27 protein-coding genes and 1 pseudogene are annotated in these 25,064 nt (G+C 66.3%); 16 read left to right on the top strand and 12 right to left on the bottom strand.

Annotated features, from left to right (window positions below; genetic code table 11):
* The first annotated feature begins 20 nt into the window (after nucleotides 1-20).
* From NZ951_06725 to purM, 3 genes are read left to right on the top strand one after another with little or no spacing between them, the layout of a single operon-like run.
* On the top strand, nucleotides 21-1,253 hold the full coding sequence (locus tag NZ951_06725) for a TRC40/GET3/ArsA family transport-energizing ATPase (GenBank protein MCS7207604.1): 1,233 nt from the start codon (nucleotides 21-23) through the stop codon (nucleotides 1,251-1,253).
* A complete protein-coding gene (locus NZ951_06720) occupies nucleotides 1,250-1,519 on the top strand; it encodes a hypothetical protein (GenBank protein MCS7207603.1) in 270 nt (89 codons plus the stop codon). The genes NZ951_06725 and NZ951_06720 overlap by 4 nt, the downstream gene beginning before the upstream one ends.
* Entirely contained in the window at nucleotides 1,520-2,530 is a 1,011-nt protein-coding gene (gene purM / locus NZ951_06715) for a phosphoribosylformylglycinamidine cyclo-ligase (GenBank protein MCS7207602.1), read from the top strand.
* On the opposite strand, the gene NZ951_06710 is transcribed toward purM, so the two are convergent.
* Nucleotides 2,514-3,110 (bottom strand): helix-turn-helix transcriptional regulator, encoded by a 597-nt coding sequence (locus tag NZ951_06710; protein ID MCS7207601.1) that lies wholly within the window; start codon nucleotides 3,108-3,110, stop codon nucleotides 2,514-2,516. The two genes, purM and NZ951_06710, sit on opposite strands and share 17 nt — an antisense overlap.
* 104 nt (nucleotides 3,111-3,214) lie before the next feature.
* Between NZ951_06710 and NZ951_06705 the strand changes: the two genes are divergently transcribed.
* Complete coding sequence (locus NZ951_06705) at nucleotides 3,215-3,805, top strand: protoglobin domain-containing protein (protein ID MCS7207600.1); 591 nt, start codon at nucleotides 3,215-3,217, stop codon at nucleotides 3,803-3,805.
* Between the two features lie 15 nt (nucleotides 3,806-3,820).
* Here NZ951_06705 and liaF read toward each other — a convergent pair whose 3' ends face one another.
* From liaF to uvrA, 3 genes are read right to left on the bottom strand one after another with little or no spacing between them, the layout of a single operon-like run.
* On the bottom strand, nucleotides 3,821-4,417 hold the full coding sequence (gene liaF, locus NZ951_06700; GenBank protein MCS7207599.1) for a cell wall-active antibiotics response protein LiaF: 597 nt from the start codon (nucleotides 4,415-4,417) through the stop codon (nucleotides 3,821-3,823).
* Between the two features lie 6 nt (nucleotides 4,418-4,423).
* Nucleotides 4,424-4,582: a DUF5668 domain-containing protein gene (locus NZ951_06695; protein ID MCS7207598.1), complete on the bottom strand. Its 159-nt coding sequence runs from the start codon at nucleotides 4,580-4,582 to the stop codon at nucleotides 4,424-4,426.
* 44 nt (nucleotides 4,583-4,626) lie between these two features.
* Entirely contained in the window at nucleotides 4,627-7,539 is a 2,913-nt protein-coding gene (gene uvrA / locus NZ951_06690; protein MCS7207597.1) for an excinuclease ABC subunit UvrA, read from the bottom strand.
* Nucleotides 7,540-7,694: 155 nt separating this feature from the next.
* On the opposite strand from uvrA, the gene fmt reads away from it, so the two are divergent.
* Nucleotides 7,695-8,636: a methionyl-tRNA formyltransferase gene (gene fmt / locus NZ951_06685; protein MCS7207596.1), complete on the top strand. Its 942-nt coding sequence runs from the start codon at nucleotides 7,695-7,697 to the stop codon at nucleotides 8,634-8,636.
* Between the two features lie 73 nt (nucleotides 8,637-8,709).
* The gene (locus tag NZ951_06680) at nucleotides 8,710-9,909 is read left to right on the top strand and encodes an alanine--glyoxylate aminotransferase family protein (protein ID MCS7207595.1); all 1,200 of its coding nucleotides are present in this window, start codon (nucleotides 8,710-8,712) and stop codon (nucleotides 9,907-9,909) included.
* Between the two features lies 1 nt (nucleotide 9,910).
* Here NZ951_06680 and NZ951_06675 read toward each other — a convergent pair whose 3' ends face one another.
* Nucleotides 9,911-11,704: an ABC transporter substrate-binding protein gene (locus NZ951_06675; GenBank protein ID MCS7207594.1), complete on the bottom strand. Its 1,794-nt coding sequence runs from the start codon at nucleotides 11,702-11,704 to the stop codon at nucleotides 9,911-9,913.
* 322 nt (nucleotides 11,705-12,026) lie between these two features.
* On the opposite strand from NZ951_06675, the pseudogene NZ951_06670 reads away from it, so the two are divergent.
* The 9 genes and pseudogenes from NZ951_06670 to NZ951_06630 all read left to right on the top strand — a co-directional run bounded on the left by NZ951_06670 (nucleotide 12,027) and on the right by NZ951_06630 (nucleotide 20,045).
* Nucleotides 12,027-12,239: pseudogene (locus NZ951_06670) on the top strand (aconitase family protein).
* A gap of 11 nt (nucleotides 12,240-12,250) precedes the next feature.
* Entirely contained in the window at nucleotides 12,251-12,772 is a 522-nt protein-coding gene (gene leuD, locus NZ951_06665) for a 3-isopropylmalate dehydratase small subunit (protein ID MCS7207593.1), read from the top strand.
* Between the two features lie 12 nt (nucleotides 12,773-12,784).
* Nucleotides 12,785-13,651 (top strand): isocitrate lyase/PEP mutase family protein, encoded by an 867-nt coding sequence (locus NZ951_06660; GenBank protein MCS7207592.1) that lies wholly within the window; start codon nucleotides 12,785-12,787, stop codon nucleotides 13,649-13,651.
* A 7-nt stretch (nucleotides 13,652-13,658) separates the two neighbouring features.
* Nucleotides 13,659-14,924 (top strand): NAD(P)/FAD-dependent oxidoreductase, encoded by a 1,266-nt coding sequence (locus NZ951_06655; GenBank protein ID MCS7207591.1) that lies wholly within the window; start codon nucleotides 13,659-13,661, stop codon nucleotides 14,922-14,924.
* A 53-nt stretch (nucleotides 14,925-14,977) separates the two neighbouring features.
* Complete coding sequence (gcvT, locus tag NZ951_06650) at nucleotides 14,978-16,096, top strand: glycine cleavage system aminomethyltransferase GcvT (GenBank protein MCS7207590.1); 1,119 nt, start codon at nucleotides 14,978-14,980, stop codon at nucleotides 16,094-16,096.
* A 14-nt stretch (nucleotides 16,097-16,110) separates the two neighbouring features.
* Entirely contained in the window at nucleotides 16,111-16,521 is a 411-nt protein-coding gene (gcvH, locus tag NZ951_06645) for a glycine cleavage system protein GcvH (GenBank protein ID MCS7207589.1), read from the top strand.
* A 21-nt stretch (nucleotides 16,522-16,542) separates the two neighbouring features.
* Nucleotides 16,543-17,886 carry an aminomethyl-transferring glycine dehydrogenase subunit GcvPA gene (gene gcvPA / locus NZ951_06640; GenBank protein MCS7207588.1) on the top strand — a complete coding sequence of 448 codons (1,344 nt, stop codon included), beginning with the start codon at nucleotides 16,543-16,545 and terminating at the stop codon, nucleotides 17,884-17,886.
* Nucleotides 17,887-17,964: 78 nt separating this feature from the next.
* Nucleotides 17,965-19,458 carry an aminomethyl-transferring glycine dehydrogenase subunit GcvPB gene (gcvPB, locus tag NZ951_06635; GenBank protein MCS7207587.1) on the top strand — a complete coding sequence of 498 codons (1,494 nt, stop codon included), beginning with the start codon at nucleotides 17,965-17,967 and terminating at the stop codon, nucleotides 19,456-19,458.
* A gap of 50 nt (nucleotides 19,459-19,508) precedes the next feature.
* Nucleotides 19,509-20,045: a DUF1640 domain-containing protein gene (locus NZ951_06630; protein MCS7207586.1), complete on the top strand. Its 537-nt coding sequence runs from the start codon at nucleotides 19,509-19,511 to the stop codon at nucleotides 20,043-20,045.
* On the opposite strand, the gene NZ951_06625 is transcribed toward NZ951_06630, so the two are convergent.
* Genes NZ951_06625 through NZ951_06610 form a run of 4 tightly spaced genes read right to left on the bottom strand, consistent with a single transcriptional unit; the run spans nucleotide 20,042 to nucleotide 22,088 of the window.
* Nucleotides 20,042-20,512, bottom strand: coding sequence for an acyl-CoA thioesterase (locus tag NZ951_06625; GenBank protein MCS7207585.1), 471 nt, complete (start codon nucleotides 20,510-20,512; stop codon nucleotides 20,042-20,044). The two genes, NZ951_06630 and NZ951_06625, sit on opposite strands and share 4 nt — an antisense overlap.
* Before the next feature lie 14 nt (nucleotides 20,513-20,526).
* Entirely contained in the window at nucleotides 20,527-20,943 is a 417-nt protein-coding gene (locus NZ951_06620; protein MCS7207584.1) for a MaoC family dehydratase, read from the bottom strand.
* A gap of 8 nt (nucleotides 20,944-20,951) precedes the next feature.
* Nucleotides 20,952-21,404 (bottom strand): MaoC family dehydratase N-terminal domain-containing protein, encoded by a 453-nt coding sequence (locus NZ951_06615; GenBank protein MCS7207583.1) that lies wholly within the window; start codon nucleotides 21,402-21,404, stop codon nucleotides 20,952-20,954.
* 9 nt (nucleotides 21,405-21,413) lie between these two features.
* The gene (locus tag NZ951_06610) at nucleotides 21,414-22,088 is read right to left on the bottom strand and encodes a hypothetical protein (GenBank protein MCS7207582.1); all 675 of its coding nucleotides are present in this window, start codon (nucleotides 22,086-22,088) and stop codon (nucleotides 21,414-21,416) included.
* Between the two features lie 111 nt (nucleotides 22,089-22,199).
* On the opposite strand from NZ951_06610, the gene NZ951_06605 reads away from it, so the two are divergent.
* A complete protein-coding gene (locus tag NZ951_06605; protein MCS7207581.1) occupies nucleotides 22,200-22,706 on the top strand; it encodes an HNH endonuclease in 507 nt (168 codons plus the stop codon).
* On the opposite strand, the gene NZ951_06600 is transcribed toward NZ951_06605, so the two are convergent.
* The 3 genes from NZ951_06600 to NZ951_06590 are packed head-to-tail and all read right to left on the bottom strand — an operon-like array spanning nucleotide 22,703 to nucleotide 25,039.
* Nucleotides 22,703-23,545 (bottom strand): site-specific DNA-methyltransferase, encoded by an 843-nt coding sequence (locus tag NZ951_06600; GenBank protein ID MCS7207580.1) that lies wholly within the window; start codon nucleotides 23,543-23,545, stop codon nucleotides 22,703-22,705. The genes NZ951_06605 and NZ951_06600 overlap by 4 nt on opposite strands.
* Nucleotides 23,545-24,207, bottom strand: a complete 663-nt coding sequence (locus NZ951_06595) for a hypothetical protein (protein MCS7207579.1) — start codon at nucleotides 24,205-24,207, stop codon at nucleotides 23,545-23,547. Before NZ951_06595 ends, NZ951_06600 begins: the two co-directional genes overlap by 1 nt.
* Nucleotides 24,194-25,039 (bottom strand): ribonuclease H-like domain-containing protein, encoded by an 846-nt coding sequence (locus tag NZ951_06590; protein ID MCS7207578.1) that lies wholly within the window; start codon nucleotides 25,037-25,039, stop codon nucleotides 24,194-24,196. Before NZ951_06590 ends, NZ951_06595 begins: the two co-directional genes overlap by 14 nt.
* Between the last annotated feature and the right edge of the window lie 25 nt (nucleotides 25,040-25,064).

The raw sequence follows: 25,064 nt of genomic DNA, 5'->3' as shown, positions 1-25,064 counted from the left end.
CACTGCAGAGAGGGAGCACCATGCGCATCATCTTATTCACCGGCAAAGGGGGAGTAGGCAAGACCAGCATCGCCGCCGCCACTGCCGTGCGCGCCGCCGATATGGGCTACAAGACCATCGTGATGAGCACCGACATCGCCCATTCCCTGGCCGACTCTTTTGACCACCCCCTCGGCCCTGACCCCACGCCTATAGCCCCCAACCTGTGGGGACAGGAGATAGATGTCCTCAAGGAACTGGAGCGCTACTGGAGCACCGTGCGGGATTGGCTCACCGCCCTGCTCCAATGGCAAGGGGTGGACGAGGTGGTGGCCGAGGAAATTGCCATCTTCCCTGGCATGGATGAACTGGTGGGCCTCCTGTACATCACCCGCCACGCCCAAGCGGGGGCGTGCGATGTGCTGGTGGTGGACTGCGCCCCCACAGGGGAGACCATGCGTCTGCTCAGTTTCCCCGACATGGCCCGCTGGTATATGCGGCGCCTTTTCCCCATCGGCAAGCGCACCGCCCAGACCTTGGGGCCGTTGGCCAGAGTAACCCTGGGCCTCCCCGTGCCGGGGGAGCCGGTGTTCGCCAGCATTGAAAGCCTCTACCAGCAGCTGGAAGCCATGCAGGCCCTCCTCACCGACCACCAGCAGGCCTCGGTGCGCCTGGTGGTCAACGCCGAGAAGATGGTGGTCAAGGAGACCCAGCGCTCTTTCACCTACCTCAACCTCTACGGCTACAATGTGGACATGGTGGTGTGCAACCGCCTCATCCCCCCCGATGTTACCGACCCGTACTTCCAGACCTGGCGTTCCAGCCAGGCCAAGTACTTCCAAATGATTCAGGAGGCCTTCTCCCCCGTCCCCATCTTCACTGTCCCCCTGTTCAGCCGGGAGGTGGTGGGGATAGAGGCCCTGCGGGAGATGGCCCGCGTCCTTTACGGGGATAAGAACCCCATCCACATCTTCCACCTGGGCAACCCCCAGGAAATCCGCCGGGAGGGGGAGGACCACCTGCTCTTGCTGAAACTGCCCTTCGCCGCTCGGGGCGACATCGCCCTTCTGCAGAGCAGTGTGGAGGAACTGGTGGTGCAGGTGGGGTCGTATCGGCGCACTGTGTTCCTGCCCCGCATGCTGGTGGGCCTGGGGGTGAAAGACGCCACCTTGGAGGGCGACACTTTGCGCATCCGCTTCCAGGGGCGCGCCTCGGCCCACGCCCCGCAAGCCACCAAAGGCCCACACCCGCATACCAGAAAGGAGGGGACATGAGCGAGCGTTTGGTGGAGGTGCAGCTCGGCCCGGGGGGAGAGGTGTGGGTGCGCTTCCGCACCCGCCGCCTACGGGAGATGGTGCCCCCTCAATCCCGTGCCCACTGGCGCGCCGCCGGGCGCGAGTTTCTCCTGGGTTTGCGCGCCTTGCTGGACCGCGCCATTGAGGAGTTGGAAATGGCTGAGCGGGAGGCGGCCCCGCGCCAGCGCAAGCGCATCGAAGTGAAGGAGGAGCCCCCTCCCCAGCAACCCGCCAAGGAGGGCTAGGTGTCCGACGCCACCTATAAGGCGGCAGGGGTCGACCGGGATGCCGCCACTTTAGCCAAGGAGCGCATCCGCAGCCTGGCCCGCTCCACTTTCACCCCCGGCGTGGTGGGCGACATCGGCTTCTTCGGGGGGTTCTTTCGCCTGGAGGGCTTCCGCCGCCCCATCCTGGTGGCCCACACCGACGGGGTAGGCACCAAACTGAAAATTGCCGCCCTCCTGGGGCGCTACCAGGGCGTAGGCCAGGATGTGGTCAACCACTGCGTGAACGACATCTTCACCTGCGGGGCACGCCCCCTCTTCTTCCTGGACTACATGGCCTTCGGACGTCTGCGCCCCGAGCGGGTAGAGGCCATCACCCAGGGGATGGTGGACGCCTGCCGCGCCGCCGGGTGCGCCCTTATCGGCGGCGAGACGGCCGAAATGCCAGGCGTCTACCAGGGCGACGACTTTGACCTGGTGGGTTTCATCGTGGGGGCGGTGGAGGAGGAGGCCCTCCTGACCGGTCAGACCATCCGCCGAGGCGATGTGCTCCTGGGCATCCCCTCCCACGGCCTGCACACCAACGGCTACTCGTTGGTGCGCCGTCTGTTCCGCATTGACCAAGACCCGTCGGTGCTGGGGCGCTGGTTCCCCGACCTGGGCACCACCCTGGGGGAGGCGCTTCTTGTGCCCCACCGCCCGTATTATCCCCTGCTGGTTCCCCTGCTCCCCTATGCCAAAGGCATGGCCCACATCACGGGCGGGGGGCTCATAGAGAATGTGCCCCGCATCCTTCCCCCGGGGCTGGGGGCCCGTTTCCACCGGCGAGCGTGGGAGGTGCCCCCCCTCTTCCGCCTCATCCAGCAGCAAGGCCCCGTGGAGGAGGGGGAGATGTTCCGTGTGTTCAACATGGGCATCGGGATGGTGGTGGCCGTGGCTCCCGAGGCCGTAGACGCCGCCCGTCGTGCCGTTCCCGAGGCCATCCCTGTGGGGGAAGTGGTAGAGGGCGAGGGGGTTACTGTGGCCCCATAGGGGGTGCCAGCACCATGCCCAGGGCGCGCCACCCGTGCGCCAGGGGAGTGAGGGCATAGAGCACCCGCACCCCCCGTGTGGCCACCACCTGCCTCTGCACCAGCCCCAGAGCCTCCAGCTTGGCCAACCGCTCCGCCAGCACCTTGTTGCTGATACCCCCCAGGGCGCGCTTCAGTTCGCTGGGGCGATACGGACGCTCCCGCAACAGGCGCAAGATGCACCCCATCCACTTACACTTGAGCACCTCCGCCACCACCGCGGGGGGGATGCCGTCCCCGAGCAGAGCCTCCACCACAGGGCGCAGGGCCATCCCCCGCTCGGTGGGGTGATACTCCACCCGCAGGGGATATCCTCCTCCCGTTACGGCCACCACCAACCCCTCCCCCTGCAGTTTGCGCAGGCGGTCGTAGAGCACCTTGCGCCTCAGGCCGGGGATGTGCCGTTGCAGTTCCGACGGGCGGTGCCGCCCCTGGAACAACGCCCACAGGATGGTCAGCGTCCACCGACACGCCAGCAGGGGCGTGGCTACCCTATCCTGACCAACACCCACAGGCACCGAGACACCCGACAGCAGGGTCATGGACGGTCTCCTTTTGGTAACCAGGTTACCGAAAAGTGCGGAATTGACCTTGGGAAGCTCGGCTTTTGCAATAGGAATTGTAGCCCTTCCCCAAGGAGGTGGCCATGACCGGCACGGCTATCCCCGGCTATACCTACGGCACCCCCGCTGTGGCCAAGTCGCCCATCACCCTCAAGGAGTTTGACGACCTCAAAAAGGCCGTCATGTTCACCGAGGAGGACGAGCGCTACCTGCGCATGGCGGGGCAGGTGCTGGCCGACCAGATTGAGCAGGTGCTGGACCTGTGGTATGGCTTCGTGGCCTCCCATCCGCACCTCGTGTACTACTTCACCGGCCCCGATGGGAAGCCCCTGCCCGACTACCTGGGGGCGGTGCGCAAGCGCTTCGGCCAGTGGATCCTGGACACCTGCAACCGCAAGTATGACCAGGCCTGGCTGGACTACCAGCACGAAATCGGCCTGCGCCACCACCGCACCAAAAAGAACCAGACCGACAAGGTGCAGTCGGTGCCCCACATCCCCCTGCGGTACCTAATCGCCTTCATTTACCCCATCACCGCCACCATCCGCCCCTTCCTGGCCAAGAAGGGGCACCCGCCCGAGGTGGTGGACAAGATGCACCAGGCGTGGTTCAAATCGGTGGTGCTGCAGGTGGCCCTGTGGAGCCACCCCTACGCCAAGCCGGGCGACCATTAAAGGGGGGCGCGCCTCTTACGGGGGGACGATGAGCGCCGGCAAAGCCTGGGGCACCTCAACCGCCGCCGGGCGGGAGAGGTGTATCTGCCCGATGGTGGCGGAGGCCTCCAGGGCGATGCGTCGGCTCTGCTTCTCGTAGTCGGGGGTGCGCAGGGTCAGGGAGCGGTTGATCCCCTCCCACCGCTGGCCAAAGGCCACAATCTCCCCCAACCCCACCCGACACGACACGGCGACCCCCACATCGGCGGGGAGCACCACCCGCACACTGCCCAGAATGCAATCCACCAGCAGGTGGTGCTCCCCAGGGGGCACCCGTGCGCCCGTCAAGTCCAGGCGCACCTGCCCGATGCCCACAGCAAACTGGGCCGAGGTAACCTCCCACTCGGAGCCCCGCCGAATGCTCCCCATTAGGATGTCCACGAAGGGCTCCCGTCGCACCCAGCGGGAGCGCCGCAACAGGCGCAACCCCATAATGATCAACACCACCGCCCCCGCCCCGATAAGCACATCCACCACCGCCACCAACGCGATGCCCAAGGCGTTGAGGAGGAGCACCATCCCCACGGCGATGAGAAACACCCCCGCCAGTTGCGCCCAGAACGGCGGCCGCATCCCCGTCTACCTCCGCAAAAGACCACCCAAGAGCACAGCTACCCCAAGCACGATGAGCAGGGCGGGCCACCCGATACTCCACGCCCCTTCCACGATCCCCAACCGCTCCAAGAGCAGGAGCGTGCCCAAAGCCACTAATGCCAGGCCGATGAACAGACGCACCACGGCCCTCGCTCCCCTGGGTTGTGGGGGTCAAGGGCGGGGGCCCCTTACCGCACCCCCGCCTCCACGTCCAGCACACGGCGCAAAAACTGGCCCGTTGCGCTCGCCGGGTGGCGTGCCACTTGTTCGGGGGTGCCCGTGCACACCACCCTGCCCCCCCGCTCCCCTGCCCCCGGCCCCAGGTCAATAATCCAGTCGGCGTTCTTGATCATATCCAGGTGGTGCTCAATCAGGATGACCGTGTTCCCCCGGTCCACCAGGCGGTGGAGCACCCGCAACAGGTAGGCGCAGTCCTCAAAGGAGAGGCCAGTGGTGGGTTCGTCCAGGATGTAGAGGGTGCGCCCCGTGGCCCGGCGGGACAGTTCCGCCGCCAGTTTCACCCGCTGGGCCTCGCCCCCCGACAGGGTGGTGGCGGGCTGGCCCAGGCGGATGTACCCCAGCCCCACATCCCGCATGGTCTCCAGTTTGGAGCGGATGCGGGGGATGTCCTTGAACACCTCCAGGGCCTGCTCCACCGTCATGTCCAGCACATCGGCGATGGAGTAGCCCTTGAACTTGACCTCCAGGGCCTCACGGGTGTAGCGTCGCCCCTTGCACACCTCACAGGGAACCGTCACATCGGGCAGGAACTGCATCTGGATCTCGGTGTAGCCCTCCCCTTCGCAGGCCTCGCAGCGCCCGCCCCGCACATTGAAGGAGAAGCGCCCCGGCCCATAGCCCCGCATCTTGGCGTCTGGCAACTGGGCGAACAGTTCCCGAATGGGGGTGAACACCCCCACATACGTCGCAGGGTTGGAGCGGGGCGTCCGCCCGATGGGGGACTGGTCCACCAGCACCACCTTATCCAGGTGCTCCATCCCGATGATAGCCCGATGGGGGCCGGGCTTGTCCTTAGCGCGGTAGAAGTGCTGGGCCAGGCGCTTGTAGAGCACATCGTACACCAAGGTGCTCTTGCCCGACCCGGACACGCCCGTTACGCAGGTCAGAGTGCCCAGGGGGAAACGGACGGTGATGTCTTTCAGGTTGTTGGCTTGGGCCCCCTGCACCTCCAGGAACAGGCCGTTGCCCGGCCGCCTCTTGGAGGGGAGGGGAAGGCGCCGACGCCCCGACAGATACGCCCCCGTGATGGACTCGGGGGAGGCCATAATGTCCTCCACCGTCCCCTCGGCCACGATGCGTCCCCCGTGCTCCCCCGCGCCGGGGCCCAGGTCAATAATCCAATCGGCAGCGCGGATGATGGCCTCGTCGTGCTCCACCACCAAGATGGTGTTGCCCATATCCCGCAGGCGCTTCAGGGTGGCGATGAGGCGATGGTCGTCCACAGGATGCAGGCCAATGGACGGCTCATCGCACACATACAGCACCCCCGTCAGGCCCGAGCCGATTTGGGTGGCCAGGCGGATGCGCTGGGCCTCGCCCCCCGACAGGGTGCTGGCCATGCGGTCCAATGTCAGGTAGTCTAGGCCGATGTCTAACAGGAACTGCAGGCGGGTGGCGATCTCTTTCAGCACCTGGCGGGCGATGAGGCGCTGGCGGGGGGTGAGCACCTCTCCCCGCACCTCCCGCTGGGGGTCCTCCTGCTGGATGGCCTGCACCCAACGGCTGGCCTCCTCGATGGTCAGGGCGCACACCTCCATAATGTTCTTGCCGCACACGGTTACTGCCAGGGCTTCGGGCTTCAGGCGCTTCCCCTGGCACTGGGTGCACGGGCGCTGGGCCATGTAGCGCTCAATCTCCGAGCGGATATAGTCGGACTCCGTCTCCTTGTAGCGGCGCATTAAGTTGGGTATGACCCCTTCAAAGGTGGTCTCCCACTTGTACACCTTCCCCTGCTGGGTGCGGTGGCGCATGGTGAAGGAGCGTTCGTTATCGCCGTAGAGCACCAAGTCCTGCACCCAGGGGGGAAGGTCCTTCCACGGGGTGTGGAGGGAGAAGTCGTAGGCCCGCGCCAGGGACTCCAGCAGGCTCCGATACCAGGGACTGGAGGCACCCATGCGCGTCCAGGGGATGATGGCCCCCTCGGCCAGGGTCAGGTCGGGGTTGGGGACGATGTAGTCAGGGTCCAGTTCCAGGGTGAAGCCGAGGCCCGTGCACGCCGGGCAGGCCCCGTGGGGGCTGTTGAAGGAGAAGGTGCGGGGCTCCGGCTCGGGCATGCTGATGCCGCAATAGGGGCAGGCAAACTGTTCGGCGAAGATGAGCTCCTCTTTGCGGTCCACCAGGGAGATGCCCACCACCCCATCGGCCAGGCGCAGGGCCGTCTCCAGCGAGTTGTGCACCCGCCCCCGCTCCAGCCCCTCCCCCGTAACTAGGCGGTCCACCACCACCTCTACCGTGTGGCGCTTATCCTTGTCTAGTTCAATGCGCTCCCCCAGGTCGTACAGCACGCCGTCCACCCGCACCCGCTGGTAGCCCTTCTTGCGAGCCGATTCCAGCACATCCTTGTGCTCCCCCTTGCGGTCACGCACCACAGGGGCCAGCACCATCAGGCGGGTGTTCGGGGGCAGGGCATACAGGGCATCCACGATCTGGTCTACGGTCTGCTTCTGGACGGGGCGGCGGCACTGGGGGCAGTGAGGCACCCCCACGCGGGCAAACAGCAGGCGCAGGTAGTCGTAAATCTCGGTGATAGTGCCTACCGTGGAGCGCGGGTTGTGGGAGACGCCCTTCTGGTCAATGGAGATAGCGGGGGAAAGGCCGCGAATTTCCTCCACATCGGGCTTCTCCAAGCGTCCCAAGAACTGGCGGGCATAGGAGGAGAGGGATTCCACATACCGCCGTTGAGCCTCGGCATAGATGGTGTCAAAGGCCAGGGAACTTTTGCCCGACCCCGAGACCCCCGTGATGACCACGAACCGGTTGCGGGGGATGGTGACATCAATCCCCTTCAGGTTGTGCTCCCGCGCCCCGCGCACGATGATGGCGTCCATGCGTAGCGCCCCGCTCGTTGGTAATCCCTCCATGGTAGCCCATCACCCCCCTGTTGCCCAGGATCAGAGGGAGAGGGTTATCCCGTTTTCGGCGGGGTCTGCAGGTTGTGCGAAAGGCGTCATCGGTGCAGATGCTCCCGTGCAGGGTGCTCGCACGCCCCAAGCGTTACACTGAGGGGGGAGGGGTCATGCGTCTGGTCTTCATGGGAACCCCTGCCTTTGTCATCCCTGTGCTGGAGACGCTGGCAGAGGCTGGGCACGAGGTGGTGGGGGTGGTCACCCCGCCCGATAAGCCTGCCGGCCGGGGCCAGCGCACCGAACCCTCGCCGGTGAAGGTGTGGGCAGTGGAGCGGGGGCTCCCCGTCTTCCAGCCCCCCACCCTGCGCCGCGCCGAGGCTCAAGAGACCCTGCGCCGCCTAGCCCCCCAGGTCATCATCGTGGCCGCCTATGGCAAACTCCTGCCCCCCGAGGTGTTGGCCATTCCCCCTTTGGGTTGTTTGAACCTGCACCCCTCCCTGCTCCCCAAATATCGGGGGCCGTCGCCTGTGGCCACAGCCATCCTCAACGGCGACGCGGTTACGGGGATAACGCTTATGCTGCTAGACCCGGGGATGGACACCGGCCCCATCCTGGCCCAGGTGGAGGAGCCTATAAGGGACGAAGATACGACCCGCACTCTGACGGAGCGCCTGTTCCGTCGGGGGGCGTCTCTGCTGGTGCAGACCCTGGAGCGTTGGGCGCGGGGGGAGATCTCCCCCCGCCCCCAAGACCCCACCCAGGCCAGCACCACCCGCCTGCTTACCAAAGAGGACGGCTGGCTGGACTTCACCCAGTCGGCGGTGCAGTTGTGGCGGGCGGTGCGGGCCTATGACCCCTGGCCGGGCACCTTCACCCGCTGGAAGGGGCAGGTGCTGAAGGTGCTGGAGGCGCGACCCTGGCCGCAGGACACCGCCCACCCCCCGGGCACTGTGGTCGCCCTGCCCACCCACGCCCCCGCCCCCGTGGGCCTGCAAACGGGCCAGGGCGTTCTGGCCCTTCTGCGCCTGCACCTGGAGGGGAAGCGCCCTATGGGGTGGCGGGAGTTCCTGGCGGGCTATAGGGACTTTATCGGCTCCCGCCTGCCCTCATAGGCGGGCGTGCCCCTGGTGGGGCGTGTGGTAGGATGGTAAGGCAAGCAAGCCCACTCCCCCCAAGGAGGCGTGTATGGCGCAGATGGCAGCGTCCGTGGCACCCCCGTTGCAGGTGCCCCAGCGCCTGCTGTTGGGGCCCGGCCCCAGCAACATCAACCCCCGCGTCCTGCGGGCTATGAGCGCCCCCGCCCTGGGCTACCTGGACCCCACATGGATGCAGACCATGGACGAAATAGCGGCGATGTTGCGCGCCCTGTTCCGCACCCGCAACGACCTGTGCATCGCCATGCCCGGCACAGGCACCGCCGGGATGGAGACGGCCATCGCCAACCTGGTGGAGCCGGGGGATGTGGTGGTGGTGGGCACGCACGGCTTCTTCGGGGAGCGCTTGGCGGAAATTGCCCGCCGCTACGGGGCCACGGTGGCCACCGTCCCAGGGGAGTGGGGACGCCCCCTGGACCCGGACGCCGTGGAGGCGGAACTGCGCAAACACCCGAAGGTGAAGGCGTTGGGCGTTGTCCACGCCGAGACCTCCACCGGTGTGCTGCAGCCCCTGGAGGCCTTATCCGCCCTGGCCCGTCGCTACGACTGCCTGCTCATCGTGGATGCTGTAACCTCCCTGGGGGGAAGCCCCGTAGAGGTGGATGCCTGGGGCATTGACTTCTGCTATAGCGCCTCCCAGAAGTGTTTGGGATGTCCGCCGGGTTTGGCCCCGGTCACCGTTAGCCCCCGGGCGGAGCAGGCCATCGCCCGCCGCACCCAAAAGGTGCGCTCCTTCTACTTGGATTTGACCCTCCACCGCTCCTACTGGGGCGGGCCGCGCCTGTACCACCATACGGCACCCGTCAACCTCCTCTACGGTCTGCACGAGGGCTTGCGCCTCATTTTGGAGGAGGGCCTGGAGGCCCGCTGGGAACGGCATCGGCGGGTGGCCCGGGCGCTGTGGGCGGGCCTGGAGGCTTTGGGCTTGCGCCTGCTGGTGGCCGAAGCCCACCGCACTCCCCAGTTGACCACCGTTGTCCTCCCCGAGGGGGTGGACGAGATGAAACTGCGCCGCACCCTGTTGGACGAATGGGGTATTGAGGTGGGGGGCGGGCTGGGGGCCTTGCGGGGCAAAATCCTCCGCATCGGCCTCATGGGGGAGAACGCTACGCCGTCGGCTGTGCTCACCCTCCTGTGCGCCCTGGAGGCCCTTCTCCCCCGTCTGGGCTACGAGGTGCCCCCCGGAGCCGGCACGGCGGCGGCGGGGCGGGTCCTGGCGGGGGGCGGGTAACCTAGCGGTCCAGCCACACCTCCTCCATGCGGGAGCCGTGCTGGAGATAGTAGAGGGGTGTGGGAGTGTAGCCCTTCACATAGCCCCACCAGGCGGGGTGACGCACTTCCCATACCAGCGTCATTTTCCCCAGCACCTCCTGGTAACGGCGCTGGAAGGCCCGCACCACCTCCCGCCGCCGAGCGGGGTCCATCTCCTCCTGCTGGCGACGGAACAGGTCCTCCAGAACAGGGTCGCACACGCCCGGGTAGTTCTCGGGCCCCCCGCACAGGGCGTGGGAGGCGAAGACCAGGTCGGGGTCAAAAAGGGGCAGGGTGTGGATGTGGGCCAGGAGCACAAATTCCCGGCGCGCCAGCGCCTCCCAGTAGCGGGGCCCCTCCAGGGCCACCAGATGTACGCCCACGCCTATCGTTTTGGCCTGCTCCTGGAGGGCGGAGGCTAGAGCAAGGGGTGTGGGAGCGCTCCGCACCAGAAGGGGGACATCCAGCCCTTCGGGGAAACCCGCTTCCACCAGAAGCCGACGGGCCTGAACACGTTCCGCCTCTTTGGCGGGGCCGGTGGGGGCCATCCCGGGCAGGCGGGCCACCTCCTCCTCGGTGAGGCCCCAGGGGGAATAGGGGGGTAAAAGGCCCCCCAAAGCCCCCAGCCCCCCATAGACGGCGGTGCGCACCTCGTGGCGGTCTATGGCCAGGTTGAGCGCCTGGCGCAGGCGCAGGTCGCCCCAGTCCACCACCCTCCCCGTGCGGGGGTCGCGGTGAGCCGCGACGGTGTTGATCTGCAGGGTCGCCACGCTGTTGGCGTAGTGGGTGTGCACGATGATCTGCTCCCGCAAACGGGGGTGGGCGAGCAGTTCCGCCACATCCTCCCGGCGCAGGGCATCGGCGGAGAGCATGTCTATCTGGCGGGTGCGCAGGGCGGCCAACCGGCTGGTGGCGTCGGGCATGATGTAGATGGTATAGCCGTCCACATAGGGGCGGTCTTTGAGGAAGTAGTGAGGGTTCCTGGCCAGTTCCACAAAGGAGCCCGGGAGCCACCGCCGAAAGGTGAAGGGGCCGCTGCCCACCACCAGGTCGGGCGTCTTGGGGCTGGGGGGGACCAGGTGCATCAGGTGGTGCCGCGGGAAAATGGACGCGTACACCAACGCCAGGGTGGGCAGGAAGGAGGGAGCGGGAAACTTCAAGCGGATGACGACGGTCTTGGGGTCGGGGGCGTCCATCTGCTCTATGTAGCGTTGCAGGGCACCCGCCCGCCCCACACGCATCCCCGCCGGGGGATGGAGCACCGCTTCCAAGGAATACAGGACATCGGCGGAGGTAACGGGCAGTCCGTCGTGCCAGCGGGCATCCCCCAGGCGGAATACCCATGTCCTCCCCCCGTCCTGCACCTCCCACGCCTGGGCTAGGTCGGGCACAACCTTCTCGTATCCCCCACCCTCGTACTTCACAAGTTGGTTGAGCATAGGGCTACACGCGAAAACGGCGGCGTAGGCACGCCCCTCTTCCATGCGCAGGTCGCAGGAGGGGGGCGTATCGGCTTGGGCGTTGCGCAGAATACCCCCATACTTCAGGGGCGGACCCGGGGGAGGCACGAGGGTGGGTGTGGGGGTGGGTTCGGCAACAACCGGGGGGAGGGCAACAGGTGTCGGGGTGGGCAGCACCGGGGGCGGTTCGGCACTGGGCGGTGTCGGCACACGGGGAGGCACGGGCTGGCTGGGCTGCGGCACACCCCGGCACGCCCCCAGCAGTGCCCCCAGGGCAACCAGGAGGCCCACCAGCGCACAAACCCTCCGCCGCATAAGCCCTCGTGACCGTCGGGGGGCAACGAGGCGAAAGGAGTGGCCCCTCTGGCTCAAGCCATCATAGCGCCTTGTGGGATATCCCTGTCAAGGGGGAGAACAGCCCCACAAATCTGGGGTAGCGCTCCGTCCTTGACAGGCATGTCCCCTCGGGCCACCATGGGGGCAAGGCCTGCCCCGGCTTACAGCCCCTGGCGATGGATAGGAGAATTGACGCATGGGCGCCACAATGGCAGAGAAGACCCTCGCCCGTGCCTCGGGCCGCCCCCAGGTCAAGCCGGGGGCATATATTTGGGCCAAGCTGGACGGCACCGCTGTCATCGCAGGTGCCCTTGTTACCCATAGCATCTGCGGGCCCTGCCCTGGCCTCCACATGGGCGTCCTGGGGGATGGGGAGGTGTGCATCTCCTCCTCCAACCGCAACTTTCAAGGGCGCATGGGAAGTCCCAAGGCCTTCGTCTACCTGGCCAACCCCGCTACGGTGGCCGCCTGGGTGGTACCGGGCTACATCACCGTCCCCCGCCAGTTCCTGTAGAGGAGGGGCCCATGCGCTTCACGGGCAAGGTGTGGAAGTCCGGCGACCACATCAGCACCGACCTGATGATGCCCGGCACGCGGATGCTGGCCCGCCCGGGCATCTCCGACAAGGAGGCGGCCCAGTTCTGCATGGAGGCTAACCGCCCCGGCTGGGCACAACAAGTAACCCCCGGCGACATCATCATCGCGGGGCGCAACTTCGGGTGCGGTTCCAGCCGGCCGGCGGCGCGCATGCTCAAGGCCTTGGGCATCTCCTGCGTGACGGCCGGCTCCGTCTCCCGCCTCTTCTTCCGCAACAGCACCCACATCGCCTTCCCCGTGCTCATCTGCCCGGGGGGCTCCAAGGCCTTTGACGAGGGAGATATGGCGGAGGTGGATGTGGAGACAGGGCATGTTTGCAACCTGACCAAAGGCCTCACCCTGCAGGCCGAGGCCCTGCCCAAAGATAGCCCGCCCTATCAAATCCTTATGGCCGGCGGGCTCAACAACTACCTCAAAGCGCGCCTGGCCCAAGGGAAGACGCTATCCTAGAAGGAGATGTCCATGAAACCCACCACACGCTTCCGCCGGCTTCTGCGACGCCCCGGGCTGATCCTTGCCCCCTTCGTGTTTGACGCCTTCCAGGCCAAAATTGCCGAGGCGGTGGGCTTCCCCCTGCTATATATGACAGGCTTCGGCACCGCCGCCGCCCGGGGCTATCCCGATGTGGGCCTGGTTACCCAAACGGAGATGGTCCAGAACGCCCGTTACATCGCCGCCGCTGTGCGCACCCCCGTGCTGTGCGACGCCGACACGGGCTATGGCAACCCCATCAATGTCTGGCGCACGGTGCGGGAGTATGAGGATGCGGGGGTGGCCGGCATCCATCTGGAAGACCAGGTGTTCCCCAAGAAGTGTGGCTTCTTTGAGGGCAAGCAGGTCGTCCCCCTGGAGGAGCATGTCCAGAAAATCCGCGCCGCCTTGGACGCCCGCCGGGATAAGGACTTCGTCATCATTGCTCGCACAGATGCCTTGGCCGTGCACGGCTGGGAGGAGACCATCCGCCGCTGTCGCGCCTACCGCGCAGCGGGGGCCGACCTGGTGTTCGTGGACGGCATCCGCACCCAAGAGGATCTAGAGACCTATGCCCGCGCCCTGCCCGACATCCCCAAACTCTACAACGGCATGCTCCGCCCCGTCAAAGAGGTGGAGCGCATGGGGTTCAAGATTATGATCGCTGGGGCCACCATCGGCGTGATCTACCGGGCGCTCAAGGACGCCTTCACCCACCTGAAGCGTAAGGGCACGGTGGACACCCCTTGGATGGACATCATCCGCACCGAAGTCGCCGATGTACTGGGCTTGCCCCAGATTTACGAGATGGAGCGGCGCTACGGGGTGTCCGACATGACCCTTCCCTCCCGCAGGTAACTTTCCCGTGGCGCTCACCTACGATGTGGTCGTGGTCGGGGCGGGGCCGGCAGGATCCACAGTGGCCCGCCTGCTGGCCCAGCGCCATTTTCGGGTGCTTCTGGTGGAGGAGCACCTGCAGGTGGGCGTCCCCTGCCACTGCTCGGGCCTGGTAACCCCCCGCACCCTGGAGGCTGCCCACGCCCCCGCCACCCTGGTACGCAACGCAGTGCGGGGTGTGCTGACCTTCGGCCCAGAGGGGACGGCCCTGCCCCTGGTGGCTTCCCATCCCAAAGCCCTGGTCATTGACCGAGTGGGGCTGGATGCTTTCCTGGCCACACAGGCCCAGGAGGCGGGGGCCGATCTCCTCCTGGGTGCCCGCGCCCTGGGGATAGAGCGCAACGGCAACGGCTCCCTGCATCTACGCCTGCGGCGCAACGGCCACGAGGAGACGGTGGCGTGTCGCCTGGTGGTGGGGGCCGATGGCTCCCGCTCGGTGGTGGCCCAGGCGTTGGGCGTCGCCCCGCGGGAGGTGGTCTACGCCCTGGGGGGCGAGGTGGCCATCCAGGGGCTGGACCCCTCCCTGGTGTATGTGGCCCTGGACCCCTATACCTATCCAGGCTGGTTTGGGTGGGCCATCCCCCTGGGGGATGGGATGGCGCGCATTGGGGTGGGCACTTCCCAGCGGGGCGTGAGCCCCCGTCGGCTCCTCCAGCACCTGCTGGACACCTTTCCGCCCCTGCGGGGGGCGCGGGTGGTGCGCCTGCAGGGGGGCGTCATCCCCCTGGCGTCGGGGCATCCCCACCGCTTGGTGGGGGATGGCGTTCTGCTGGTGGGGGACGCTGGGGGCCAGGTGAAGCCCTCCTCGGGCGGGGGGATTTACACAGGCATCGTGGCAGCCCATTGGTGCGCCGCCGTGGCCCAGCGCGCCCTGGAAAAGGACGACTGTTCCGCCCGCGCCCTGGCCCCCTACCAGCGGTGGTGGCACTCCCCCATAGGGCGGGAAGTGCAACGGGCCAGCGTGCTCCGCCGTCTGTTGCTGGGCCTGACCCCGCGGGAACTGACAGTGGCCCTGCAGATGCTGGGCCATCCCCGCATCGCCCGCGTTATCCAAGAGCATGGGGACATTGATTTCCCGGGGAGGGCGTTTGCGCGCCTGTTGGCCCCTGGCCCGTTGTGGACGGCCTTTCGCACCCTGCCCCTGTCGTTGTGGCCCAAGGGGATGCGGGTGGCATGGGCGTGGGCCTTTTCCCAGGGGCGGGCGGGGATAGGCCTGGGGCCTTTCGTGCCTTGACACCCCCCTGGGGCATGGTTACGCTACTCGTAAGCCCCACTTAGGAGCCGTAGGTGAGCCCGTCTCCTCCTTCCCTCTTGCGTACTGCCCTTTACGCTGAGCACCTGGCACAGGGGGCCAAGATGGTGCCCTTCGCCGGCTGGGAGATGCCCCTCCAGTTCGCCGGCATTTTGGCCGAGGTGCGGGCGGTGCGCACAGCCAGCGGCATCTTTGATGTCTCCCACATGGGGCGCATACGGGTAGAGGGGCCGGGGGCGGGGCCTCTTTTGGCCCGCTTGCTTACCCACGACGCCCGCGCCTTGCGCCCCGGCCGTGCCCGCTACGGCTTCCTGCTCAACCCCCAGGGGGGCATCATAGACGACACCATCCTCTACCGCCTGGGGGAGGAGCGCTACCTGCTGGTATGCAACGCCGCCAATCGTCTGGCTGTGGGGGCGTGGCTGGCCCAGTGGGGGCGGGAGTTCCCCCCCCTGACCCTGACAGATATTACCCTGCAGACGGTGATGGTGGCTTTCCAGGGGCCCGACGCCTTTGGGAAGATGGCCTCCCTGGCCCCGGTGGAGGGCCTGCGCCCCTTCGGGGCTTGGGAGGGCACCCTAACCCTGGACGGGAATACTTTCCCCGCCCTGGTGGGGCGCACGGGCTACACGGGCGAGGACGGGGTGGAGGTGGTTGTGCCTGCCGAGGGGGGGCCAGCCCTATGGCGACGGCTTGTGGCCCTGGGTGCCCAGCCCTGCGGCCTGGGGGCGCGGGACATCCTGCGCCTGGAGGCGGGGCTGATGCTCCACGGCACCGACATTGACCCCTCCACCACGCCCCTGGAGGCGGGCTTGGAGCGCTTCGTGGATTTGCAACGGGAGGGGTTCATTGGGAGGGAGGCCCTCCTGGCCCAGCAGGCCCAGGGCTTGCGACGGCGGCTGGTGGGGTTTGTGCTTCACCAGCGGGGGGTGCCCCGCCACGGTTACTCCATTCTCTATGATGGAAAGGTGGTGGGCAGTGTTACCAGCGGGGGCTTCTCCCCCACCCTGGAGAAGGACATCGGCATGGGCTATGTGGAGCCGGCCTGCGCCCAGCCCGCCACGCCTCTGGAAGTAGACATTCGCGGACGGCGCGTGCCTGGGGAGGTAGTTGCCCTCCCCTTCTACAGCCGGCGGCGCGCCGAAAGCCGATAAAGGAGGATACGCCTATGCCCAACACCCCGCGCACACCCTACTACCCCTCCAACCTCCGCTACACGAAGGAGCACGAATGGGTGCGCCTGCTGGACGACGGCACCGCCCTGGTGGGCATCACCTACTTCGCCCAGGACCAGTTGGGCGATGTGGTGTTCCTCAACCTGCCCAAGCCGGGCGACCGCGTTGTCCAGATGAAGAAGATGGGCGAGGTGGAGTCGGTGAAGGCGGTGTCGGACCTGTTCTCGCCCATTAGCGGGGAGGTGCTGGAGGTGAACCGGGAGGCGGTGGAGCACCCCGAGGTGATTAACCAGGATCCCTATGGGAAGGGGTGGCTTCTGAAGGTGCGCCCGTCTGATCCGAAGGAACTGAACGCCCTTCTGACCGCCCAGGAGTATGAGGCGTATGTGGCAGGGAAGGGATAGTTTCTTTCAAGGAGGCATCCCATGACCACCTTCGCCCACCCCTACTTGCCCCTCACCCCCCAGCAGCGCCAGGAGATGCTCCAGGCCATTGGCGTCGCCTCGGCCGAGGAGTTGTTCGCCGACATTCCCCCCGCCTATCGTAACCCGCCCCTTCATTTGCCCCCTCCCCTGGCCGAGATGGACCTGCGCCGCGAACTGGAGGCCCTGGCCAACGAGAACATCACCCCCACCTCCTACGCCTGCTTCCTAGGAGCGGGGGCCTACCGGCGCTACATCCCCTCCATCGTGCGGGCTTTGACCAGTCGGGGCGAGTTCCTCACCTCCTACACCCCCTACCAGCCCGAAGTGGCCCAGGGCACCCTTCAGGCCACCTACGAGTTCCAGAGCATGGTCTGCCTGCTCACGGGTATGGAGGTGGCCAACGCCGGGATGTACGACGGGGCCACCGCTCTGGCCGAGGCGGCCCTTATGGCCTGTCGCGTCACTGGGCGCACCCACATCGCCCTCCTGGACACCCTCAACCCCCGCTACCGTGAGGTGGTGGAGACCTACACCCGCCCCCAAGCCCTCACCGTCGCCACCGTCCCCGTCTCCGCCCCCCAGGTGGACGAGCGCACCGCCTGCCTCATCGCCCAGTGGCCCAACTTCTTCGGCTACCTGGAGGACCTGGAGCGCCTGGCCCAGGTTGCCCACGCCCGCGGGGCCCTGCTGGTGGTCAGCGCCGACCCCCTGGCTTGCGCCCTGTTCAAGCCCCCCGGCCACTACGGGGCGGACATCGTCACCGGGGAGTGCCAGGGGTTGGGGGTGCCCCTCTCCTTCGGCGGGCCGTATGTGGGCCTGTTCACCTGTCGGGAGCGCTACCTGCGCCAGATGCCCGGGCGCGTGGTGGGGAAGACGGTGGACGCCCAGGGGCGCATCGGCTATGTCCTGACCCTTCAAACACGCGAACAGCACATCCGTCGGGAGCGGGCCACCAGCAACATCTGCACCTCCCAGGCCCTTATCGCCACGGCGGTGGCTATCTACCTGGCCGCCCTGGGCAAACAGGGCCTGCGCACGGTGGCCGAACTGGTATGGCACAAGGCCCACTACGCCGCCCGCCTCGTGAGCGCCATCCCCGGCTATCGCCTCCCCCTGCAGGGTGTGTTCTTCCAGGAGTTCGTCGTCCAATGCCCCATCGCCCCTGCCGAGATCAACCGTCGGCTCCTGCAGCGGCGCATCATCGGCGGGCTGGACATTAGCCCCCTCATTCCCAACGGCATGCTGGTGTGCGTAACGGAGATGAACACCCGCCAGGAGATAGAATCCTTCGCCCACGCCCTGGCTGAGGTGGCCCAGCAGGCCCCCGCCCGCCACGGGGGATAACAGCATGGACACCTTCCAATGGTACCTGGAAGGTGAAGGCCTTACACCAGAACAGAAGAGCATTGTAGGAGCACGGCCATGACCACCACACCCGCTACCCCGCGCGACGCCCTCCTGGCCCACGCCCGACGGCTTCTGATGGAGCGCTCGGTGCCCGGGCGCATCGGGGCGAGTATCCCCCCTTTGGATGTGCCCCCTCAGGAGGCTCCCCCTACCCACCTGATGCGGGACGACCTCCCCCTCCCCGAGGTGTCCGAGGCCGAGGTGGTCCGCTACTTCTCCACCCTCTCCCAGATGAACTTCTCGGTGGACACCAACTTCTACCCCCTCGGCTCGTGCACTATGAAGTACAACCCCAAGATCAACGAGGAGGCGGCCGCCCTCCCCGGCTTCTCCGCCCTGCACCCCCTGCAGCCCGAGGAGACGGTGCAAGGGGCGTTGAAACTGCTGTGGCGCTTGCAGACCTATCTGGCGGAGATCACGGGGATGGCGGGGTGCTCCCTGGCTCCCCTGGCAGGAGCACACGGGGAACTGGCGGGCGTCCTGATGATGCGCGCCTACCACCACGCCCGCGGCGACACCCACCGCACCGTCATGCTCATCCCCGACTCGGCCCACGGCACTAACCCCGCCTCGGCAGCTATGGCCGGCTTCCGCGTGGTAAGCATCCCCTCGGATAAGGACGGCAATACCGACCTGTCGGCCCTGCGGGAGGCGTGTGGCCCTGACCTGGCAGGGCTGATGATCACCCTCCCCAGCACCCTGGGCCTTTTCGACCGCCACATCGTGGAGGTCTGCGACATCGTCCATCGGGCGGGGGGCTTGGTGTATGGGGACGGGGCCAACATGAACGCCCTGCTGGGGCGGGTGAAGATTGGCCAGTTAGGGTTTGATGTCTGCCACCTCAACCTCCACAAGACCTTCAGCACCCCTCATGGCGGAGGCGGCCCTGGCGCCGGCCCCGTCTGCGTGGCCCAACGCCTCCTCCCCTTCTTACCCACCCCTGTCGTCCAGCGGCGGGACGTGGACGGCAGAGAGGTCTACACCTTCACCCGTCCCTCCCAGTCCATAGGGCGCCTGGGGGCCTTCCAGGGCAACTTCGGGGTGCTGGTGCGCGCCTATACTTACATCCGCGCCCTGGGTGCCCCGGGCCTGCGCCAGGTGAGCGAGGACGCCGTCCTCTCTGCCAACTATATCCTGGCCCGCCTGCGCCCCCTCTTCCACCTCCCCTACGAGCGCCACTGCATGCACGAGGTGGTGTTCTCCGCCCGTCGGCAGAAGGCCTCTGGGATCAAGGCCCTGGACATCGCCAAGCGCCTCCTAGACTTCGGCATCCACCCGCCCACCATGTACTTCCCCCTGATCGTGGACGAGGCCCTGATGATTGAGCCGACGGAGACCGAGGGCAAGGAGACCCTGGACTACTTCATTGAGGTGATGCACCGCATCGCCCGGGAGGCCGAGGAGAACCCCGAGGTGCTCCGCTCGGCCCCCCATACGACCCCGGTGGGGCGCCTGGACGAGGCCCGCGCCGCCCGCCAGCCCGACCTGCGCTGGAAACCCACTCCCTAGCACGAGTTGCTCCCCGTAGAGATAGGGTATATGCTTGCGGGTGAGAAGGTATGGCCGCCATAGAGGAACGGGTCTCCCGCCTGGAAGGGATAGCCGAGCAACTCACGGAGCGCCTGGAGGCTCTGCACCAGGAGGTGCTCGCCCTCCGCCAGGAGATGCGGGCGGAGTTCAGCGCCTTGCGCCAGGAGACGGACACCAAATACGAAGCCCTGCGCGTCGAGGTGCGCCAGGAGATCAGTGCTTTCCGCCAGGAGATGGACGCCAAATACTCCGCCCTGCGCCAGGAGATGGACGCTAAACACGACGCCCTCCGCACCGAGGTGCGGGCCGAACTGGGCGGGATGCGCGCCGAGATCGCTACCTTCCGCCAGGAGATGGACACCAAATACTCCGCTCTGCGCCAGGAGATGGACGCTAAGTACAATGCTTTGCGCACCGAAGTGCGGGGCGAACTTACATCCAGGCGGGCCGAGATCAGCGCCCTTCGCACCACCCTGGAAAGCAACAGCCGGTGGATCATCGGCCTCATTATCGTGCAAGGGATTACGATCCTGGGGGCGATTATCGGTGTCCTGCTGGCCCGCTAAACCCGCAGGTTGGGGAACTGCGCCAGGGGGAGTACCTCCCCCGTCGCCTCAAAGTGGCTAATGAGACGCCGTAGGTCCTCCGGAACGGGCTTGGTGCGCTGGGCCGCCCCGTCCCACCCTGCATACACCACCTCCACCCGACACAACAGCCGCTCCTCCCCCTGCCGGTAGATTTCCGACAGCATAGTGATGCTCTTCACCCCCAAGCGGGAGACGCGGGTGTAGATATCCAAGAGGTCGTCTACCAGGGCGGGGGCAAAATACTCAGCGGTAACCTTCACCACGATGGTGTCAAAATAGCCCTTCTGGGCCAGGCGGTAGATGCTGGTGCCCAGATTGCGGTAGTACTCCCCTTGCGCCTGCTCGGTGAACTCCAAGTACCGCCCGTGGAACACGTGCCCCAGAGGGTCGCAATCGGCCCAGCGCACCCGCAAGGGAAAGTGGAAGCGGAAATCGCCTTTGGGCATACGCCCTCGCCTGCCTACACGGGAAGGGCCACCACAGCCCTCCCCGTAACCAGGCGCTCCCCATCCGCCCGCTCCAGGAACACATCCACCTCCACCAGGCCCTGGCCGTTTTCGGTGCGCACATCCGTTACCGTCCCCACCATGCGCAGGGGCTGGTGGTGGGGCACAGGCTGGCGGAAGATGACATCCAGGGAGCGCAGGCTTCCCCCCTCGGCCCAGTCGGTGAGCAGGCGGGAAAGCACCGCCATGCTCATAATCCCTGGCACGATGGGGCCGGGTAACCCCTCCTGTTGCGCCACCTGGGGGGAGGTGAAACGGCTCTCCCCCGGTTGCCCCCACAGGGTGCAAAAGGCGCGCACCCTTTCAGTGGTGAAAGTATACTCCACCGGCCCGATGGTATCGCCCATGTGCACATCGGCCACGCGGCGCATGCCCCCTCCTACAGGCGTGCCATGAAGGACTCCCGCACCCGTGCCACCTCTTCCCCTCGCTGATTGGTGAAGGTCGTCTCCCACACGATGAACACCATACTGCCGGTGCGCCCCGTCTTGGTGTAGACATCCTTCAGGCGGGTGGTGGCAGTGAGGGTGTCCCCGGCGTAGATGGGGCGCAGGGGCTCCACCGCCTGGCCCGCATGAAGGCGCTGGCGTAGGGGCACCGCCACCACCTCTGGCCGCCCCAAGTGGCGAATGAACAGGTTGGGATAGGTGGGTGGGGCCAGTAGCCCCGGAAGCCCTTGCCGACGGGCATACGCCTCGTCGGTGGAGAGGGGGTTGGTCTCCCCCACGGCGCGGCAGAAGGCCAGAATCCCCTCCGCCGTAACGGGGAAGGTGCCCGCCGGGAGGGGTTTCCCCAACAGGGAGCGGTCAAAGTCCACCTGGGGGGTAGGCATAGACCTCCTTTACTGAGCAGCGGGGGACACCGGCGCGGCGAGGGTCTCCTCCAGGCGCAGGGGGCGAAACTCCCCTGCCAGGAGCGCCTCCACCACCTCGCTCTCCGTGCGCAGAGGCGCAGGAAACGCCGTCAGACAGGTGGCGATGGTGGAGGCGAAGTGGGCGTCGCTTCCAGCGATGCCCTTCAGATTGCGCTGACGCAAAAGCTCCTCGGCCCGCTCGTTTTCGCCGCGGCGGGAGCCCCCGTTGAGCACCTCAATGATGCGCAGGTCGGGCAACTCGGCCCCCTGCGCCAGGAACTCCACCAGACCCACACCATATCGCCCCGGATGGGCGGGGATGGCGAGGGCCCCGTGCCTCTGGGCCTGCTCCATCAGCCGGCGGGCATCCATGCGCACATCGGTGAAGTCCACCGCCCGCAGAAGGGCCTCGGTTACTCCATACACCAAGAAATGCCCCCAGCGGGTGTCCACCTCCGAGCCTTTCAACACCACCACCCCATACTGGCGGGCCAAGGGCGTGTAGTCTACGTGGAGGTCAAACTTGCGATGCTCCGTGAGGACGATGCCATCCACCTGATACCCGCGCCCGCGCAGCACCTGAATCCACTTCAGATACTGCTCCACGGTGGCGCGGGCGTCGTCGGAGGAGACCGAATGGCTATGCATATCCAGCAGAAACACGCCTCTCCCTCGCTGGGACACTGGGTCTTAGTATAGCGCATGCCTGGGTGTAGCCATGGTCTAGGTGGTGTGCTATGATGAGGCTGAAAGGCGTGGGTATGTGAGATGGGTATGCTCAACGCTCCAGTGCTGGTGCTCAACCAGAACTACGAGCCGTTGAACATCTGCACGGTGCGGCGGGCCATCGTTCTGCTGGACCGGGGCAAGGCGGAACTGCTGGTGGATGGGCGGGGAGTGCTCCACACCCCCGGCACCACCGTGCCGGTGCCCTCGGTCATCCGGCTGCACTATCCCGTGCGCAGGCCCTTCGTCCACCGGCGCCTCTCCCGGCGGGAGGTGTTCCAGCGGGACAACTACATCTGCCAGTACTGCGGACGGCCCGCCAAGGACTTGACGGTAGACCATGTGATTCCGCGCCATCGGGGAGGCCCCAACACCTGGGAGAATGTGGTAACGGCGTGCATCCCCTGCAACCATAAGAAGGCGGGGCGCACCCCCCAAGAGGCGGGCATGCGCCTGTTGCGCAAGCCCCGCTCCCCCTACGCCCACCCCTATGTCATCTTCTTCAACCGCCACCTGCAGGAGGAGTGGAAGCCCTTCCTGCCCTGGCTGGTTTAGAGGAGGCGCAAGGGCTGGGCGGGACGCCGCCGAGGCGGACGGGTGAGGCCCCGCGCCTTCCGCTCCCGGAAGGGTAAAGCCACCTGGTGGCGTCGCACCTCCTCGTCCAGGCGGGGGCGCTCCTCCTCGGCACGGGCCAGGCGCTCCCGGGCGATGGCCACATAGCGGGGACTTATCTCTATCCCCAAGTAGCGACACCCCAACAGGCGCGCCGCCACAAGGGTGGTTCCCACACCCGCATAGGGGTCAATGACCGCCCCGGGGCGTCCATCCAAAGCCGACAGGATACAGCGGGCTGGCAGTTCCAGGGGAAAGGGATTGGGGTGGCGGGGGTCCCGTTCGGGGCGGATGTCCCATACCGAGGTGAGCAAGGCGTGGCGCGGGGCCAGTTCTGCCCCAATGGTATCGCCGGGGAAGCGGGGCTTGCACAGCCAGTAGATGCGCTCCTCCACCTGCCAGAAGCGCCACCCTCGCAGGTTGGCGGCGATGCCCCGGTTCCAGATAATCTCCTGGCGCACGATCCACCGGCTACGGCTTACCCAGGTATAGGGATGCAGGAGCCGTCCCCGCTCCCAGCGCAGTTTGTGATTGTAGAAGAAGGAGCCCCCCGGCTTGGTAACCCGATACAGTTCATTGAGCACCGCCACCTGCCCCTCCTGGTACACCTCTTCGGGGACGGCGTCGGGGGCGGTATCGTAGAGGACGCGGTCCACCAGCCAGCCCTTGTGGCGCTCCCCCTTGTTGTAGGGGGGCGAGGTCACCCCCACATCAAAGACAGAGTCGGGGAGGGTGCGCAAGACGGTGAGGGCATCGCCCACAACGATGGTGTCCCATTCCATTAGGGGCCTCCAATACGGATCTGATGTAAGTATTGATACAACTCCCGCGTGAGGTAGCGTTGATAGGTTTCCACCTGCGGGTTACGCCAAATGACTTTCAAGTCGGGACAATCCTTATAATGCTTGAAGGAGAAGGAAGCGCTCCGATAGTATTCGCCTGGGGAGCGGCGGCCAGTGGGCCATCGCTTGTGTAAAAGTGTGCGCAGGTGTCCAATGAAGGTTGGACAGGAAAAGGGAAACTCTAAAACATATACCATACGACCATCGACAAACCCTGATACGAGTAAATGAAGGTTGGCTCCCTCTGCCTCTAACTTAGCGAGCCGTTCGGGGGTCAGATCAGAGAAATTGCCCCCGCCATTGAGTTTGTCTTTACCATGGGAGCGTATATTGACCGGTTTCACCTCCACTTTGATTTGCCCTTTTACTCCATTGTAACCGAGTTTCTTATCACTTGGCTCATATCCCGCCACCAATAGCGTAACCCTCTCCCGTAGTGTGGAGGAGTTGAGGTCTTCCATATACATGGACAGGAGCGCCTCCACAGCCTGCCGCAGCCTTTCCCCTTGCAAGTTGCCCAAAAAAGACTTGAATCTTTGAGGGACGGTGGCAAACTCTAGCAATAAGGCATCCAACAAGTTTTCATCACTATGGGTGATCAAGCGAGACCCCTTTCTGCGCCTTCAGGCGCTCTACCACCTCTATGCTGAAGGGCAAGTCCAGGTGCGGGCGTGGGGGCTCCGCCAGGGGCTTCACCCCCAGCGGCAACGCCCCCGCCAAGCTGTTATACACCCGCACCGCCAGCCCCTCCAGCACCACCACATCCTCGGCGTTGTAGCGCACTAGGGTATCCAGCGCCTCCCGATGGCCCCGCTGGTATTCCTCCCACATGCGCACCGCATCGTAGCCGTCCAGCCCCTCCAAGGCACTGGGGCGCGCCAAGCCTGCCTCCTGCTCCACCTTCTTCAACCCCCCCCTCAACCCCAGCCGACGCAGAGGATACATCAGATCAATATGGGCCATGTGGCGGACCACCGGCCCCAGTTCCGCCTCCAGGAAGGGCACATCAAAACGCGCCCCGTTGTAGGTTACCAACAAGCGGTAGCGTTCCAGTTCGCGCGGGAGCTGGTGCAAGTTCTTGCCTCGGATGAAGGCCCGATACTCCCGCCCGTCGTAGGTGCCCACCACCGTAAGGTATCCGCCCGAGGCGGGGGAGAGGCCGGTAGTCTCAATGTCCAGGAAGAGGGCCCGCTCGCGGAAGTCGGCGAACAGCCGCCAGCGCTCCGAGGGGGGTAGGCGGGCGTGGAACCAGTCGGCATCCCCCCGGGCCAGGCGGTCCCGGCTCGCGTATAACTCGGCCGACAGGGACACCGGAAACCCCAGGCGCGGTAGGGTCTTGGCCAGGTGCTCCCAAGTGGCGATGCCCCGCTCCCAGAGGGCCCATTCCGTGGCGGGGCCGATGCCCGGCAGGTGCAGAAAGGTGTGGATCAGCATCGCCCCCATTATAACCCGGGGGCCT

Source organism: Dehalococcoidia bacterium (genome assembly GCA_025060295.1).
Classification (GTDB): Bacteria; Chloroflexota; Dehalococcoidia; order Lucifugimonadales; family HRBIN23; genus HRBIN23.
The sequence above is the reverse complement of the archived record's forward strand: the minus strand, read 5'-3'. Positions and strand labels throughout refer to the sequence as shown.